Source organism: Planococcus sp. NCCP-2050 (assembly GCF_023708025.1).
Taxonomy (GTDB): domain Bacteria; phylum Bacillota; class Bacilli; order Bacillales_A; family Planococcaceae; genus Planococcus.
Genome location: NZ_BRCX01000001.1, coordinates 1,292,810 through 1,308,495 on the forward strand (window position 1 = coordinate 1,292,810; position 15,686 = coordinate 1,308,495).

The 15,686-nt window shown below is 44.2% G+C and carries 19 protein-coding genes; 3 read left to right on the forward strand and 16 right to left on the reverse strand.

The window, feature by feature from the left end; all coding sequences use genetic code 11:
* Positions 1-30: 30 nt before the first annotated feature.
* Complete coding sequence (locus tag NFU07_RS06290; RefSeq protein ID WP_235197221.1) at positions 31-408, reverse strand: VOC family protein; 378 nt, start codon at positions 406-408, stop codon at positions 31-33.
* A 148-nt stretch (positions 409-556) separates the two neighbouring features.
* Here NFU07_RS06290 and NFU07_RS06295 point away from each other — a divergent pair, with 148 nt between their 5' ends.
* A complete protein-coding gene (locus tag NFU07_RS06295) occupies positions 557-1,252 on the forward strand; it encodes a hypothetical protein (protein WP_251475910.1) in 696 nt (231 codons plus the stop codon).
* 32 nt (positions 1,253-1,284) lie between these two features.
* On the opposite strand, the gene NFU07_RS06300 is transcribed toward NFU07_RS06295, so the two are convergent.
* Positions 1,285-2,124 (reverse strand): VLRF1 family aeRF1-type release factor, encoded by an 840-nt coding sequence (locus NFU07_RS06300; protein ID WP_251475912.1) that lies wholly within the window; start codon positions 2,122-2,124, stop codon positions 1,285-1,287.
* Between the two features lie 160 nt (positions 2,125-2,284).
* Here NFU07_RS06300 and NFU07_RS06305 point away from each other — a divergent pair, with 160 nt between their 5' ends.
* Entirely contained in the window at positions 2,285-2,593 is a 309-nt protein-coding gene (locus tag NFU07_RS06305; protein WP_052650535.1) for a DUF3243 domain-containing protein, read from the forward strand.
* A 30-nt stretch (positions 2,594-2,623) separates the two neighbouring features.
* Here the strand turns inward: NFU07_RS06305 and NFU07_RS06310 are convergent, their stop codons facing one another.
* The 5 genes from NFU07_RS06310 to NFU07_RS06330 form a co-directional block, all read right to left on the reverse strand.
* Entirely contained in the window at positions 2,624-3,895 is a 1,272-nt protein-coding gene (locus NFU07_RS06310; protein ID WP_251475913.1) for an MDR family MFS transporter, read from the reverse strand.
* 42 nt (positions 3,896-3,937) lie between these two features.
* The gene (locus NFU07_RS06315) at positions 3,938-6,064 is read right to left on the reverse strand and encodes an ATP-dependent helicase (protein WP_251475915.1); all 2,127 of its coding nucleotides are present in this window, start codon (positions 6,062-6,064) and stop codon (positions 3,938-3,940) included.
* Positions 6,065-6,151: 87 nt separating this feature from the next.
* The gene (locus NFU07_RS06320) at positions 6,152-6,379 is read right to left on the reverse strand and encodes a hypothetical protein (protein ID WP_251475917.1); all 228 of its coding nucleotides are present in this window, start codon (positions 6,377-6,379) and stop codon (positions 6,152-6,154) included.
* 31 nt (positions 6,380-6,410) lie between these two features.
* Positions 6,411-6,611, reverse strand: a complete 201-nt coding sequence (locus tag NFU07_RS06325) for a YwbE family protein (RefSeq protein ID WP_251475919.1) — start codon at positions 6,609-6,611, stop codon at positions 6,411-6,413.
* Positions 6,612-6,713: 102 nt separating this feature from the next.
* Positions 6,714-7,961, reverse strand: a complete 1,248-nt coding sequence (locus NFU07_RS06330) for a DUF2382 domain-containing protein (protein WP_251475921.1) — start codon at positions 7,959-7,961, stop codon at positions 6,714-6,716.
* 270 nt (positions 7,962-8,231) lie between these two features.
* On the opposite strand from NFU07_RS06330, the gene NFU07_RS06335 reads away from it, so the two are divergent.
* Positions 8,232-8,789: a hypothetical protein gene (locus tag NFU07_RS06335; protein WP_251475924.1), complete on the forward strand. Its 558-nt coding sequence runs from the start codon at positions 8,232-8,234 to the stop codon at positions 8,787-8,789.
* A 23-nt stretch (positions 8,790-8,812) separates the two neighbouring features.
* On the opposite strand, the gene NFU07_RS06340 is transcribed toward NFU07_RS06335, so the two are convergent.
* The 9 genes from NFU07_RS06340 to NFU07_RS06380 all read right to left on the reverse strand — a co-directional run bounded on the left by NFU07_RS06340 (position 8,813) and on the right by NFU07_RS06380 (position 15,621).
* Complete coding sequence (locus tag NFU07_RS06340) at positions 8,813-9,778, reverse strand: glutaminase (protein WP_251475926.1); 966 nt, start codon at positions 9,776-9,778, stop codon at positions 8,813-8,815.
* A gap of 54 nt (positions 9,779-9,832) precedes the next feature.
* A complete protein-coding gene (locus tag NFU07_RS06345) occupies positions 9,833-10,435 on the reverse strand; it encodes an alpha/beta hydrolase (protein WP_251475928.1) in 603 nt (200 codons plus the stop codon).
* A gap of 169 nt (positions 10,436-10,604) precedes the next feature.
* Positions 10,605-11,483 carry an Hsp33 family molecular chaperone HslO gene (gene hslO / locus NFU07_RS06350; RefSeq protein WP_251475930.1) on the reverse strand — a complete coding sequence of 293 codons (879 nt, stop codon included), beginning with the start codon at positions 11,481-11,483 and terminating at the stop codon, positions 10,605-10,607.
* Between the two features lie 28 nt (positions 11,484-11,511).
* Positions 11,512-11,736 (reverse strand): DUF896 domain-containing protein, encoded by a 225-nt coding sequence (locus NFU07_RS06355; RefSeq protein ID WP_251475932.1) that lies wholly within the window; start codon positions 11,734-11,736, stop codon positions 11,512-11,514.
* Between the two features lie 22 nt (positions 11,737-11,758).
* Positions 11,759-12,241, reverse strand: a complete 483-nt coding sequence (locus NFU07_RS06360) for an RrF2 family transcriptional regulator (RefSeq protein WP_251477133.1) — start codon at positions 12,239-12,241, stop codon at positions 11,759-11,761.
* Between the two features lie 172 nt (positions 12,242-12,413).
* Entirely contained in the window at positions 12,414-12,947 is a 534-nt protein-coding gene (locus NFU07_RS06365) for a chromate transporter (RefSeq protein WP_251475934.1), read from the reverse strand.
* Positions 12,944-13,495, reverse strand: a complete 552-nt coding sequence (locus NFU07_RS06370; RefSeq protein WP_251477136.1) for a chromate transporter — start codon at positions 13,493-13,495, stop codon at positions 12,944-12,946. Before NFU07_RS06370 ends, NFU07_RS06365 begins: the two co-directional genes overlap by 4 nt.
* A 41-nt stretch (positions 13,496-13,536) precedes the next feature.
* Positions 13,537-15,141, reverse strand: coding sequence for a gamma-glutamyltransferase family protein (locus tag NFU07_RS06375; RefSeq protein ID WP_251475939.1), 1,605 nt, complete (start codon positions 15,139-15,141; stop codon positions 13,537-13,539).
* A 33-nt stretch (positions 15,142-15,174) separates the two neighbouring features.
* A complete protein-coding gene (locus tag NFU07_RS06380) occupies positions 15,175-15,621 on the reverse strand; it encodes a GNAT family N-acetyltransferase (RefSeq protein WP_251475940.1) in 447 nt (148 codons plus the stop codon).
* Positions 15,622-15,686: the final 65 nt, after the last annotated feature.

A 15,686-nucleotide genomic window follows, 5' to 3' on the forward strand; every position in this document is an offset into this window, starting at 1 on the left:
CTTCTGGACTGTCCTTCTTTTCTTCTTATCTCATTTTACTGAACCCTCTTTTAAAAACTCTAACCGGTTGCCGAATGGATCGAAAACAAAAAATCGTTCCACTCCGGGAATGCTGCCATCGTTTTTCACTTCAATGCTTTGGCTTTCCAATTGTTTTCTAAGCGCTTCATAACCATCGACAAAAAAAGCAGGATGCGCTTTTTTAGCTGGAGAAAAAGGCTCTTCCACTCCAACATGCAGTTGAAAGCTGCCAAATTCAAACCATACGCCTCCACGCGGTTTCAACGGCTCCGGTTTTTCTACTTCTTTCATTCCCAATAAGTCCCTATAGAATTTTCGTGCCTGCTCTTCGTTCCCTTTTGGTGCAGCAACTTGTACGTGGTCAATTTTGCTAATTGAAAATTTCATAGCTTCCCCTCCCATTACCACTAGTTTAATGAAACAAAATACAAAAGAACATTCAATTGTATAAATGAATTACGATAAGTTTTGCTTACCCCTTTGCAAATCTTTTATTTTCCCTTAGCATGATGAGTAGTTAAAGGAGTGAAAATCCATGGATGCATCCCCCCAACTCAAACTCATCCTTTCTAATTATTCTGTAGCAGTTGGCCGTCTGCCTGAAAAGCCGCTGTCATTAGATTTAAAAACAGCGATAACTCAATTAAAAGAATGGTCCGGAAGCGAAAATGACGGCGCCGCGGTTTCTTATTTTTTCCGGCAATATGCCTTATTCATCACGGCTCAATTTGATTTGATCATCAATCACCACTGCTATTTTAAAGGCTCGTTCAGTGATTTACGCTTTAATCGTGTCGTCAATTACGGCTTTCCTTTACTTCAAACCCATGCTGATGCTGAAAACCTGGTATTGATAACGGATTCCCAACGCTTTTCTGCCATGCATGAAGTTCTGTATGAACAAGGCGATCAGGCCATCCAGGAATTCCGCCGCTATGTAAAAATCTCGCCTATTATTCTTTGGGAAAACATCTTAGGGTCGCTATTGTGGTTTTATGCCAATTTTGAAAAGCGCCAACCGCGAAGAGCAGCTGAAGATTTGGAGTGGCTGCTGGAACCTGAAAATTGGGAACCGATCAAAACGTCTTATCTCGCTAAGCTTTTAGGCAATTCCTCTTTGGAAGTTGCTGTGACTCGACCTTTGCGAAAAACGTGCTGCTTGTATAAAGAACTCGATGCTTTTGAAACCTGTACGTTCTGTCCGCAGCCCTCTATCCAAAAGAAAACATAAAAAAATCCCCAGCATAACGCTGGGGATTTTGATTATTTTTCAAACACTTCATGCAGGATTTGCCCTGGTGAACTATTGATTAAGTTTTTATATACGCAACTGTTCGGTTTTTTCATCAAAACTTTGGCAAAGGATTTTGCATGTTCGGTTTCTCCCACCACATGAATTTCATCCCAATGGCGTTCTTTTTTCAGTTTCTCGATTTTGATGCTCATATCTTTATAGAAGCGTTCCAAGTTCTCCCGCAGGCGGTGGTCTAGGTCATCTGCATGGCTTCCGCTGTTTCCGCCTAAATGAGCTCCGCCGCCGCCCATGCTATTGCCCGTGCCGCCGCTTCTGGATGCAGAATGGACGCCTTTTTGCTCTGTCCATACTTCCAATCCCGAATCAAATTCATAAAAGATCTCTTCATTAATAATTCCCATCGAAGTATCGAGCACTCTTATCCCTTTAAAGCTCGGCAGAATCACGCCGGCATATGGATAAGCCTTATACATATATCTTAATTCATCCAGTGCTGGCTTTGCTTCCCAGTGGAAACTCGTCTTCACCGGCACTTGAACGTAATGCACAGACCATAAATCTTCATGTGGAGATGCAAAAATAACGACACCCTTTTGGAGGTCGTCTTTATGGTCAAGTATTTCACGCTCCACTTTTTTTCTCAGCTCTTTATAGCGTTTCATTTCTTGCTCATCTTGCGAGGCTTCTAAATATTCATCCAATCGTTTCAAACCATTCTTGAGGTGAATTTTCCAAGCGCCATTTTGTGCGTTCAAATCCGCCGGGTTCGTATTCAAGTAGACGCTTAATACGCAACGGTCATCACAATTAAATGCTTTTAGTTTCTGGATTTCGTCATATAATGTCATTCATCCATCATCCTCCTTAAAATACATCCTCTTTAGTTCATTACCCTAAGTCTTCTACATTAAACGAGAGACTTCCTTCTTTTTTTTATTATTCTGACGTTTAAAAGAGCTTCATAGAGGTAAACAGATAGTGCAATCAAATAAAAGGAGTGTGTGATTAATGGAAAATATCGATAAAAAAGTAGACGATAAATTAAAATCTTTTGATGATGAGAAAAAAGAAGACATCTTAGCAAATTTTGAACATTTCAAGCAATACTTAAGCAGCAAAGTTGAGATGGGTGAAAAATTAGGATTGAGCGAAGAACGTTTGGCTCAAATCACTGAAAAAGTTGCCAACTATTTAGCGAAAAACGAAGATCCAAAAAACCGCGAAGAATATCTTTTGCAGGAATTATGGAAAGTCGGAGAAAAAGAAGAGCAGCATATGCTTGCTCACATGCTCTTGCGTTTAGTGAAGAAAGAATAGGAAAAATCATCGCCTATAAAAAAAGCGTCCCTATACATGGGACGCTTTTTTGTCGAATAACCGGAACATCACTAGATAGACGAGGCCGCTTGCTAATGCCAATACGCCTAAAATAGCAAACGTCCAACCAAAACCGAACCAGGCAGTCATCGGAATTGAAACCGGCGCAATCATTCGCCCGATGGTGTAGCGCATACTCGCGGCTGCAAAGTATTGCCCCCGCATATCTTCCGGTGCCAATTTCGAAATAAAGCTCTGCTGGATGCCTACTACCATCAATTCGGCAAAGGTGAAGATGGCCATTGCGATGACAAAAATCCAAAAAAGCGATGTTAACGGGAAAAGAATCATGGCAATTGCGTAAAAGCATGCTGAAAAGAAAAACACCCATTTTTCGCGGAATTTTGTCATCCATCTTGTCACCACTACAGTCAACAATGCCACTAAAAGACCATTCTCCGATAACAGGAAGCCGAAAGACGTTTCACCTGTCACGGTCCATTCTTTGCTTCCGAAAGAAGCAATCGTCTGTACATCAATCGTTTCTTTCAAGTAAATCGGGAACAATAGATCCAGCTGCATGAATGTCTGTGCACCTAAGACTCCGGCAATAACGAACAAGAGGAAAACACGGTCTTTAAAGATCAGTCCGTATTCTTTGATTTGGCCAAGAACCGCTTTTGACAGACCTGCAGACTCCCCTTCTTCCCATTTGTCCCGCATCTTTTGCGACAAAGTTTCGTTTGTATAAAGGCGCAAAACCAGTCCGAGAATCATCGAAATAACCGCTACGGTCAATAAGAGTTCAAAGCGGAACGAGAAGAATAGAATGGCACCGATCAGCGGTCCTACAACTACCGCAATATTCAATGTCGTGTAGAAAATGGCAAACACATCGCTTCTGTATTTTTCAGGAACGACATCGGCCACCATTGCCTGGCTGGCAGGCCAATAAAGCGAGCTGCACATTCCAGCGATGGTGAAAGCCACAAATCCTAAGGCTGCCGAATCAAACCAAGGTGAGTTGGCAAAAGCGAAAAGCAGAAATGCAGCTCCCTGCGCTATGGAAGCGATAACGAGCATCCGCCGCCGGCCGAACCGATCCGCGCAATACCCTCCAATCAAATTGGCTGCGACAGAAAAAACTTGGGAGATGACGAGCAATAAGCCCGCTGTCCCCTTTCCGAACTCTTCCGCAAAGTAAATAGCTAAAAATGGAAATACCATCCAATAACTTGTATTCATAAAAAATTCGCCTACAAGGCGGACTTTTAAACTTCGATCCCAATCTCTGATTTTCATTTTCCTGTCCCCGCGTTCCTAAGTTGAATATAAAACTTGCTGTCAGTCAATCACTTCCAATAATTTATAGCTTAAACATATATCAATCATCAAATCTTTCCGCTCTTTTGCGAATTGGATTGATAGCCGCTCATGGTCCCGTTCAACAATTTTCCCCGTCCCAAAAACACGATGGCGAACTGTTACCCCTTCAGCTAGCTCATCATCTGCTTTTACAGCATTCGGATTATCCGGCACATCTACTTTAATCGGCGTTCGAGCAGCCGGCTGTTTTGTTTTTACCGCGCTCTTTTCCGGAACGATGATGTCCCTCACTTCATTCATAAAACGAGATTCGCTGTCGTAGCTGATCAATTCCAAATGTTTTTTGGCTCGCGTCATGCCTACATAGAATAACCTTCTCGCCTCTTCCAGCGTTGCCGGATTATCTGCATCTTCTTCGGTCGGAATTACGCCTTCCACCAGATCCACCATATAGACCCTGTCGAATTCAAGCCCTTTGGAGCTATGGAATGTCGATAAGGTCAGCATGTCATCCGTCTTTTCCGCTTTTGCATTTTGGGTAATCTGCTCCAGCTCTTTTAGCCTTACCGCAAATTCCGTCATGGACTCCAAAGGCTCGGCGATTTGCTCCAGCTTCATCAATATCTGTTCTAAGTATTGCAGACGCATACCGAATTTTTCTGCTCGGCTGGAAAGCATCTGATCGTAGCCGAGGTCTGCCCGGATGGTCCGAATCACTTTTAACGGACGCATACTGTTCAAGGCTTCAAACCATTTCTTTTGCTCGTTCAAAATTTTGATCTGGTAATCTTTTAATGTTACAGTCCGGTTGATTTCATCAAATGCATTGTTTTGCGTCGACTTCATGCGGCTCAAAAACTTCAACTGGCTGCCCGACCAGTAAGCATTGGTTTTCGAAGCGATTTTTGCATAAATGTCTACACGTTCCGGCTTTAGGCTAAAGCGCATGAAATTCAGCATATCTTCTACAATCCAATGGGAGAAAAAGCGGTTGTCTGCATCTTTCATATAGAAAGGAATGCCATGGCGCTCCAGCTCGCTCATCAACAAAGTTGAAGAGGAATTATTGCGATAGAGAATAGCCACTTCGCCAAAATCGGTTAATTGCTTTAATTCTTTAAAGAGATATTTTAGCTGGGCTTCTTCTGAAGAAAGCCTTTTTAACACAATCGGCTCCCCTGAAGGCTGCTTTGTGAACATATTCTTATCATGGCGTTTTTTATTGGCTTTTATAAAGACATTTGCTGTATCGACGATATTTTTAGTCGAACGGTAATTACGCTCCATTTTCATCACATATGCATCCGGATAAACATTCTTAAATTTCAGTAGATAAGTCGGTTCAGCTGCCCGCCACGTATAAATCGATTGATCATCATCGGCTACTACACACAGATTGCGATGGCGGGCAACCAGTTTTTCGACAATCGCGTGTTGGATGAGCGATGTATCCTGGCTTTCATCTGTCATGACGTATTCCCATTTGTTCTGATATTTTGAAAGCAATGCTCTGTCTTTTTCCAAGGCTTCATTGGCTAAAGACAACATATCGTCGAAATCCACCAAGCGGTGATCATAATTTTCTTTAAAGGCTTCATAGGTTTTTAAAATCTCGTTAGCACCATCAAATGGCGCTTTCAGCTGCGACCATTTTTCCCGTGGGATCATTTTGTTTTTAACAAAACTGATAAAAGAGGTGAGTTCCTCTAGCTGATCATCCGTGATGGGTTCCCCCACTTCCGTCTGATACATTTCACGTAAGAGGCGTTTCTTGTGAAGGCCGTTTGATTCGCTTCCTTCAATCATGATATAGCGGGATTCTGCAAAATATGCACGTGTGATTTGAAAAGCTAAACTGTGGATCGTTGAAAAATCGACTGGGGCAAGTTTCGGAAAAAAGCGTTTATAGCGTTCGTTCATATCGGACGCAGATGCTTTACTGAACGTAATCGCTTTGATTTTCTGAGGACTGACCCCTTTTTCTTCGATCAAATAGCCGATTCTCATAATCATCGTTGTGGTCTTTCCGGAACCTGGACATGCTAAAAGAAGCAGCGGGCCATCTGTCCGCTCCACAGCTTTCTTTTGGATCTTATTCAATTCCACTCCAAGCTCTTTCTGCTTCCGTTCAAAAAAATGGCTCATATGCTACTCCTTCGCAATTTCATTCCTTTTATTTTAACACACAAAAGGACTCAAATTAATGAGTCCTCTTCTGTAATTCTATAAACTTCAAATGAAATTTTTCTCATCCGGTTTACTGATGGGATCTGCATTTCGTTTATCTTTACGGGTTTTTGGATTTTCATAATGCCGTTCATCCAGCCCCTCTTTTTGTTCCCCTAATTGCTCGCCTATTTTACGCGGGTCTTCTGTGGAAAGTTTTTCGTTTTGGCGTTTTGCTTTTTCTTTTTCTGCAGCTTCAAAAAGTTCTCCGTGCTCTTCTTTGTTGGCAAACATGTTCATGTCCCCTTTCAGAATAAGTAGAAGTTTATTTTGATTCCAGAATTTCTGCCACTCGCCCTACTTGGCCATCTTCAAGCCGAACTTTAATGCCGTGCGGATGCGTAGCTGAGTTGGTTAATATGTCTTTTACAATGCCTTTGGTCAGCTTGCCGGATCGTTGGTCTTGTTTCAACACAATATTCACTGTAATCCCTGGTTTTATATCATTTCTTTTTTTGCCGTCCATTGTCTTCACTCCTGACTTTCCTCTATCATACCGCTCTTTGGCGAAATAAAAAAGACGGGGATAGTTCCCCGCCTCACCGTGCATGTTCACTCCAACAAAATCTTACAAGCGGTCTTTTCGGTTGCGTCCTAAATCATCGACATCATGATCTTCATCAATATCCGCTTCTTCACGGCGAACTGTTTCACTTACAGTTTCCGTATCCTGAACTTTGCGTTTTCCGACGACGATTTCTTCACTCACCACATCGGTTTTTGATACATCGACGCGTTCTTCCGTGACCGGAATGTGAATATTGTCGCCTTCCTGGTAAGCATCTCCAGTCAAGCCGCCGTCTGTGCTTTCTTCATTTACCGGACGGCGCTCTACGTAAACTTCCTCACGTTCAACCGGTACTTCGATGGTCTGTTCATCTTCCACTACATGCTTCCCTACATTCACTTCACCGGTCTGCACACGATCCTTATTAACATGCAATCTTTCTTCGTGCAGGCGCAGGCGCTCTTCTTCATCATGCGTATGGTCGCGGTTCAAATCATTGTCTGTTAAGCCACTAGTTGTACGATCCGCATCTGTAAATCCGCCGGTTGTCCGATCTCGATCAGTCAAACCGCCAGTAGTGCGGTCCGTATCGTCGAATCGGTCCGATCTATCCACTTCATTAGTTGCAGTGAAATCATTTGTATCCCGGCTTGGGCGCGGCGTATCGTCGACCGTGTTGCCTGTCCCTAATCCAAATCCGGTTCCTGTATCCCGGCCGACACCAGCGGTCTCATCATCGAGTCTTGAAGCAGCTGAAGTATCGTCTGAATCCACCATATTCCGTTCTCTATGGAAATCAATATCATTGGCTTCGTTCGTATCGACAGTCAAGCCGTCACGCGCAACGATTCCTGAATCCGAATGTCCAGTAGCTCTGGTGTTTTCTACAGTAGGATCCCCGTAAACCGATCCGCCTGCCAATGTGCTCTTTCCTTCATCTCTGCCTGTGTAGTTCTCAGATGTGCGCGAATAATTATCGCCCATTTCCTTATCTACAAATAGCAGGATTTTTCCGTTCTGTACTTCGTTGTAATAGCGGTCAGCTTCATCGCCGTCCACACCTAAACCGTTAAATGCCTCGCGGACAGGTTCATTGCCGGATAAGAATCCCATGAATTTATCTTTCCAGTTGCCTTCTGTTGATTTGTAATCGACATCTGTCCGGCCCCGTACCATGGAAATCTGCTCTTTGTCACGTGCCATCACGTACATGTGATCTTCACTCGTGCCTTGCGTTTTCAGTTCCTCGATTTTTCTTAACACTTCTGTTTCATTGTCGAAAGTTCCCATAAACTTATTGTTAGCCATTTTTGATTCCTCCAATTTCAGTATGTGTAACTTGAAAAATCTTGCTTACAAAAGATTTACCCGTGCCTTGGCATCTCAAACATGCGAGAAACTGAATGAGCCATTTCGCCTAAACTTTAACAATCATTGAAGCATCATTCTTTAGAAAATATTTCAAAATAAAATACATAATGAATTTCAAAATTCTTTCTATATTATTTTCCATTTTTCTGTAACTTTTCATTTTCTGAAACGTCTGTATTAGTAAAGATGATGGCAGGGGGGAATTGTGTGCGCAATTTAGGACTGGCTCTATTATTATTTGGTTGTTTTCTACTAGTTTCCGGCTGCTCTGCAGAACCCGTTGCTTCCGAAAGCATCACTCCGCCGAAGCTGGATTACTCTACGCTACATATTGTGCAGCACCCCGCTGAACAAGCCATCTTGATTGAAGGCACCTATTTTGAAGTAACTCCAACTAGCCGATTCACACAAACATCTGGAGCGCCTCTCGAGCAGGGGCAGTTAAAACCAGGCGATTTGGTGGCTTTAACAGCTCACCGTGAGACGACGGATATTTTGCCTGGCAAAGGCACTTTAATCTCATTGGTCCGGTATGACGACGAACGCAGCCAAAGCATCAGCAAAGCGATTGCTCATGTGATTGAAAACCAAGACACCGGCGGCGATATCATTGGGCCCTCGATTAAAGCGGTCAGCAGCCACTCCGTCACATTTCAATTTTATGATTGGGGAAAAACCCGTAAATTCGAAGGCATCGTAAATATCGGCAGCTTAGCCTTCCAGATAAAAGAGCTATCCTATGCCCCCAAAAATGAAAACCCGTGAGCTTTATCAGCTCACGGGTTTTTTTAGAATATACTCAAGTCCCACTCTTTTGAAATCTGGCGCAGCATCATTGTTCCAGCGGCACTATTTCCTTGGACATCGATCGCTGGCCCGTAAACACCGATGCCTGCTCCAGCCCGAAACTCATACGTCTGGGAATGGAGTTTAGGCGGAACGGCAGCCAATATGCCTCCGGAAACGCCGCTTTTCGCCGGGATGCCGACATGGGCTGCAAAATTCCCGGAAGAATTGTACATGCCGCACGTCACCATCAATACTTTCGCCACTTGAGCGATTTCATCTGAAAAATGCTTTTCTTTCGTAATCGGATTAAACCCATCATATGCGATGATTAACCCGATTAAGGCCAAATCTTGCGTACTTATTTTAATAGAGCATTGGCGGATATAAATATCGAGCGCTTCTTCCACTTCGATTTCAAGGAAGTTCGCTTCTTTCAAGTAATAGGCAAGTGCCCGATTGCGATGTGAAGATTTCCATTCGGAATCATAGACTTCCCGGTCCATTTCGAGCGGATGCCCCACCAGCTTTTCCAGAAATTCCAGCAAGTATTCGTATTTCTTTTGGCTGGTTTGCCCTGGCAATAAGGCAGATACGGTGATAGCACCTGCATTGATGAATGGATTGAATGGTTTATTCGGACGGTGGATTTCAAAAGGAATGATGGAATTGAATGCTTCACCAGTAGGTTCAACGTCAACTCGCTCTAGTACAAATTCTAAACCGTAATGGCAGCATACTGCGATAAACGATAACGCTTTTGAAATGCTTTGCAGCGTGAATTCCTGATCCGTATCTCCCGCACAGTAATAATGGCCGTCTTCATCCACCATACAAATCCCTAAACGGCTTGGATCAACTTTCCCAAGCGCCGGAATGTATTGCGCAGTTGTCCCTAAAATCGCATGTCCTTTGTTTTCTTCAATCCATGCTTCCAATTGTTCCTGAATATGTGGGTTTCTTTGCATGTCACGCCTCCTTGCCTTCTAAAAATCCCCTTGTTTCCACAAGGGGATTTTTTTCTATAATTGGTCGTACCAAACTTTCGCTGCTTCCACTTCCGGCATCGTTAATTGATGCCCGTAGTTTTCCCAGTGCAAATGCACTTCTGCTCCTGCATTCTTCAATAAACGTTCCAAATCGGTAGACTCTTCCGACGGGCAGATCGGATCATTGGTCCCTGCTGAGATGAATACAGGAACACCCGTTAAATCCGGTAATTCCGTTTCACGGTTTGGAACCATCGGGTGATGGAGAATTGCACCTTTTAGCGCATCCGAATAAGTAAACAGCAAATTTGCTGCTATGTTGGCACCGTTAGAATAGCCGATCGCGATGACGTTTTTTCGGTCGAAGCCATGGTCTTTGGCCGCTTTGCTGATAAACTCATTGAGCTCTTCCGTTCTCGCTTTCAAATCTTCCATATCAAAAACGCCTTCAGCCAAACGCTTGAAGAATCGCGGCATGCCATTTTCGGAAACATTGCCTCGTATACTGAGTACAGAAGCTTCTGGATCGACATGGTTCGCAAGCGGCAATAAATCATTTTCGTTGCCTCCGGTGCCGTGCAATAATAAAAAAGTCGGTTTTTCCGTGTTTGATCCTTGATGGAATACATGTTTCATCTAAATCATCCTCCTATTTCAGACACCTTACTTGTCTGTTTCCCTAATTGTTTTAAGTTAAACTTATCTCGAATTCGAGATAAGTATAGCATAAGAAAAGAATAACCCCAATAAGAAGCTCCTGTTCAGAAAAAAAACACCCGCAAGCTTTGCGGGTGTTTGAAAAAAATTATTTGGCTGTTTCGAGCATCGCTTCTAAGTTTTCTTTTGTGAACAGATAGTTTTCATTGCAGAAATGGCATTGCGCTTCTGCCTGGCCATCTGTTTCAATCATATCCTGAATTTCAACAGGCCCTAAGCTGATAATCGCATTATGAATCCGGTCGCGTGAACATTGGCATTGGAAATTCACAGGCATGTCGTCTAAGATTTTCACATTGTCTTTGCCCAGTACTTCAAAAAGGATTTCCTCAGGCGTCATTCCTTGGCGCACCATATTGGAGATCGTCGGAATTTTGCTGAGCCGGCCCTCGATTTCCGTAATAATCGTTTCACTTGTTCCCGGCATCAATTGAATGATAAAGCCGCCTGAAGCTTGGATTGTGTTATCAGGATTAACGATAACGCCGACGCCAACAGATGAAGGCACCTGTTCAGAAGTAACAATATAATGCGTAAAGTCTTCGCCCAGTTCACCCGAAACGATCGGCACTTGACCGACGAATGGCTGCAATAAGCCCACATCTTTTGAAACAGAAAGTGTGCCTTCCGTTCCGACTGCTCTTCTGACATCCAATTTCCCTTGCGCGTTTAAATCAAAATGCGTTTGCGGGTTCGAAACATAGCCTCTTACTTCACCTTTCGCATTTGCATCCACTAATATAGTGCCAAGCGGGCCGCCGCCGTTGATTTTGATCGTCAATTTTTCTTCGCCTTTCATCATGGCACCGAGCATGACGCTCGCTGTCATCGAACGGCCCAGTGCTGCTGATGCAGTTGGCCACGTATAATGGCGGCGCTGCGCCTCACTTACCGTTTCAGTCGTACGTGCGGAATAAGCACGAACTTGTCCATCGTATGCTAAAGCTTTCACTAAATAATCATTCATCTATTTTCACTTACTTTCTTTTTTTAATTTAAATGGAGTTTGCTGCTTTTTCATTGCGGACTTTGTCCGGTGTTACATCGTTTCCGAGTGGATCCAGCACGGTCAATCCGGTTACGGTATTTTCAACTTGCCCACGGATTTCGCGCAGATAATCTTCCCGCAATACTTGCTGCTCGACTTTTTCAGCATTTGTCAGCCCACTTTCACGGGATTTCTTTGATAATTCATTGATTCGTTTCAATTGAGGAATCACCTGATCCACTCCTTTCCTAATTCTAGGCAACCATTTTTCTTTGCACCCATTGCTGCAAAGCTTCTGTTTTCAACAAAAATTGCTGCTCGTTCATCTTTTCTGCCAATGACGAAATGGTTTCCCGCTTCATGACCGATTTCCAAGCCACTTCCGCTTCTTCCATTAAATCCGTCAACAGGCAGCAGCTTTCCTCTTTTTCCAGTTCCAGCAGATCGCCTAAAATACCGCTGGATGAATAAAGCGACTGTCGTCCTTCTATCGCAAGGTAGATATCGTAAACCGTGATATCCTCCGGTCGTTTCTTTAGTTTAAATCCGCCTTTTACGCCTGGCACCGATGCAATGACATCTGCACTGACCAGTTTGCGAAGCAATTTTTGGAAATACGTGGGCGATGCTTTTAATTGCTGACTGATCGCTTCTCCCGGAAGTACGGCTTTATCCGGCAGCATGTTCAGCAGTAAAACGGCATAAACCGATTGCTCAACGCCTGTTTTCATATGCACATTCATCACCTCTGCTTTCTAAACGCGGATAATCATTATCCTCGTTATCACATAATAATTTATTTTAAAATGAAAGTAAATCAATTGAACTTGGAGTCAAAGGTATGATCATCGAACACTACTATCAACTATAGAAAAAACACCTGCAAAAAATGCAGGTGTCCTCACACATTCATATAAAACTGGATAATGCACCGTATGCCAAAGCCAAAAGAATGACAAAAGCCGGATGGATTTTCCGGATCTCCAGCATCCAATAGCTAACGACAATTAAAATTACCGTTTGAACCCCTCCTGTTGTCCCGATGGAAGTGTTCACAAACTGTAAAGTCATCGCCCCCAGCAAGACGGCGATGACCGGCCGGATGAGTTTTGTAATATTTTTGACTTTGGGTGAGTCTTTGTACTTCATTAACGTAACCATCAGTACAATCATCAATAGCAATGAAGGGGCGATGGAAGCGAACAACGCCACCAAAGAACCAAGAACTCCCCCTTCTACATAACCGATATAGCCCGCCATTTTTGTAGCGATCGGCCCTGGCAAGGCATTGGCGAGCGCCACCATTTCTCCAAATTCCTGAGTGGTCATCCAGCCGTAGTTATCTACCACTTCTTTCTCCACAAGCGGAATGGATGACGGACCGCCTCCATATCCCAATATTCCAGGAATAAAAAAAGCCAGGAAAATCGACCAATAAATCATTTGCGCTCGCCTCCTTTGCTGCGCGGAAGCAGAACGATGGCCAATAAAGCGACGATGAGAATGGCCGGATGGACATTCAGCACTTCCATGAGGATTGCGGCGAACACCACCAACAGCAAGGCGCGTGCCCAGCCCAGTGCTTCACCGGACTTTTTCAAGAAATCCCAAGTCATGACGCCAAGCATGACCGCGACCACCGGGACGACTGCCGCTGACATATTGTCTACCCATTCCACATCTTTATATTGCTGAAGCACTCCGAGCAAAAGAATCATCAGCAAAACAGTCGGCACGACCGAAGCGAAGATGGCGACTAGGCAGCCAATCAATCCATTTACCCGGTAGCCGACATAGCCTGCAAGTTTCGTCACAATCGGCCCCGGCATTGTATTTGACAAAGCCAGCGTATCACCGAATTCATCCTTATCCATCCACTGATAGTTATCAACCACTTCCCGTTGGAAAAGCGGAATAGAAGATGGCCCACCGCCAAAACCGAGTATGCCGACGCGGAAAAAAGCGGCGAAAATATCGGCATTTTTTTTCATTCGAGGAGTTTGGTTTTGACGGCTTTCGTTTTTCTGTTTCTTCACCAAACAGCTATCGCTCCATCTGTCCGCGCTTCAGTTCCGCCGGCCAATACGCCCGTCTCTGGATTTCGCCAAATAATCTGTCCCCGTCCGAACGATCCGCTGTCCACAGCCAGTTGGATGGCATGCCCTTTTCGGCTCAACTCTTGCGCCAAGTAATTCGGGAAAGCCGGTTCCAGCAAAATGGTTTTTCCGCCTAACCATTGCCAGCGCGGCATATCGAGTGCTGCCTGCGGATTCAGTAAATGATCTATCGTATTCGTCACCACTTGGAAATGGCCTTGTGGCTGCATGTAGCCGCCCATCACGCCAAATGGGCCGACCGCTTTTCCGTCTTTCGTCAAGAAACCGGGAATGATTGTATGGAAAGTCCGTTTGCCGCCTTTTAATGCATTCGGATGCTGTTCATCCAATGAAAAATCTGCTCCCCGGTTCTGCAAAGCAATTCCGGTTCCTGGAATGACAATGCCTGAACCAAAGCCCATATAATTGCTTTGTATGTATGAAATCATATTCCCTTCTTCATCCGCAGCAGACAAATAAACGGTGCCGCCTTTCGGCAGTTCGTAAAGTACGGGATCAATCGCCGTTTCTCCAATTACTTCAGCCCGTTTTTTTGCATATTCCTCTGATAATAAATGCTCCGCACTCACCGGCATCGCTTCCGGTTCCGTGATGAATTCCTTGCCGTCTGTAAACGCCAGTTTCATCGCTTCAATTTGCTCATGGTACGTTTCAGCTGACTGCCATTTCGGCTTGTTTAGATTTTTATAGATATTCAATGCCATCAAAGCCACCATTCCCTGGCCATTTGGCGGAATTTCCCACACGTCATATCCCCGGTAATTTGCAGAAACAGGCGCTACCCATTCAGGCTTAAATGCCGCAAGGTCTTCTTTTGACAAGAAACCGCCATGCTTCTGCATGAATGCATCTATTTGGTCTGCAAGCTTGCCGCTATAAAATGAACGGCTTTCCGTTGCCGCAATTTCACGTAAAGTTTCTGCATGTCCTGGAGATGACCACATCTCTCCAATTTCCGGAGCTTTTCCCTGAGGCGCAAATGTATCAAACCATGACTGATATTCTTCTGCCGTAAATTTAGTTTTGAAAGATTCGTACGCCGCTTTCCAGTACTTGCCGAGAATCGGCGTGAGCGGATAGCCTTCTTCCGCGTAGCGGATCGCCGGTTTAAACAGCTCCGAATAAGGAAGCTTGCCGAATTTTTTCGACAGTTCAGCCCAAGCCGCCGGCACGCCTGGTACGGTAATCGGAATCATCCCGTGAACCGGCATTTCTTCATGCCCTAAGCTCTTGACCGCTTTAATGGAAATATTCTTCGGGGCAGGGCCTGAACTGTTCAAACCATGCAATTTATCTTTCACCCATACAAGTGCAAATGCGTCTCCGCCAATGCCGTTTGACGTAGGCTCGACAACCGTTAATGCTGCGGCAGCTGCGATGGCCGCGTCGATAGCATTGCCGCCATTTCGCATGATCTCAATTCCCGCTTGGGCAGCAAGCGGCTGCGAAGTTGCCACCATGCCTTTTTTTGAAAAAACGGTCGTTCGTTTCGAATCAAAAGGATGCTGTAAGTAATCCATGTAAATCCCTCCACCTCTCGCATGCAATAGTTTTCAGCTTTGTTTCATGAAATTTGTACACGTAATGCCCGGAGACACTTCAAATTCGTCTTGTTCAATAAAACCGAAAGACCGGTAAAGGTTTTTGGCAGGCTCATTGGCCGTCCCTGTACTAACAATAAACTTCCGCCCCTTGTATCGCATCAACAAATCTGCAAGCAGTTTCTTCGCAATTCCTTGCCTGAAAGAATCCGGATGAACGACCAAGCGGTAAATATCAATCAAACCTTCTTCATCAACATATGATATAAAACCTTTTAATTTCTCTTCTTTAAATCCAATAAAGCTTTCACCGCTGTTTTGTATATCCTCAATCGATTCCGTCAGTTGCGGAATTCCGTGAAAACCCATCAGCTCGGCTTCGACAAGATAGGCCGGCTGTTGAATGCGTTGTATATTTTCCGCAGTTTCTTCATTGCGATGGTTTAATTTACAAATCACAACCCCACCCCCATGACTCATTTTAACATTCGCATCAAGAGGATAAAGCATTTATTGCAATATTA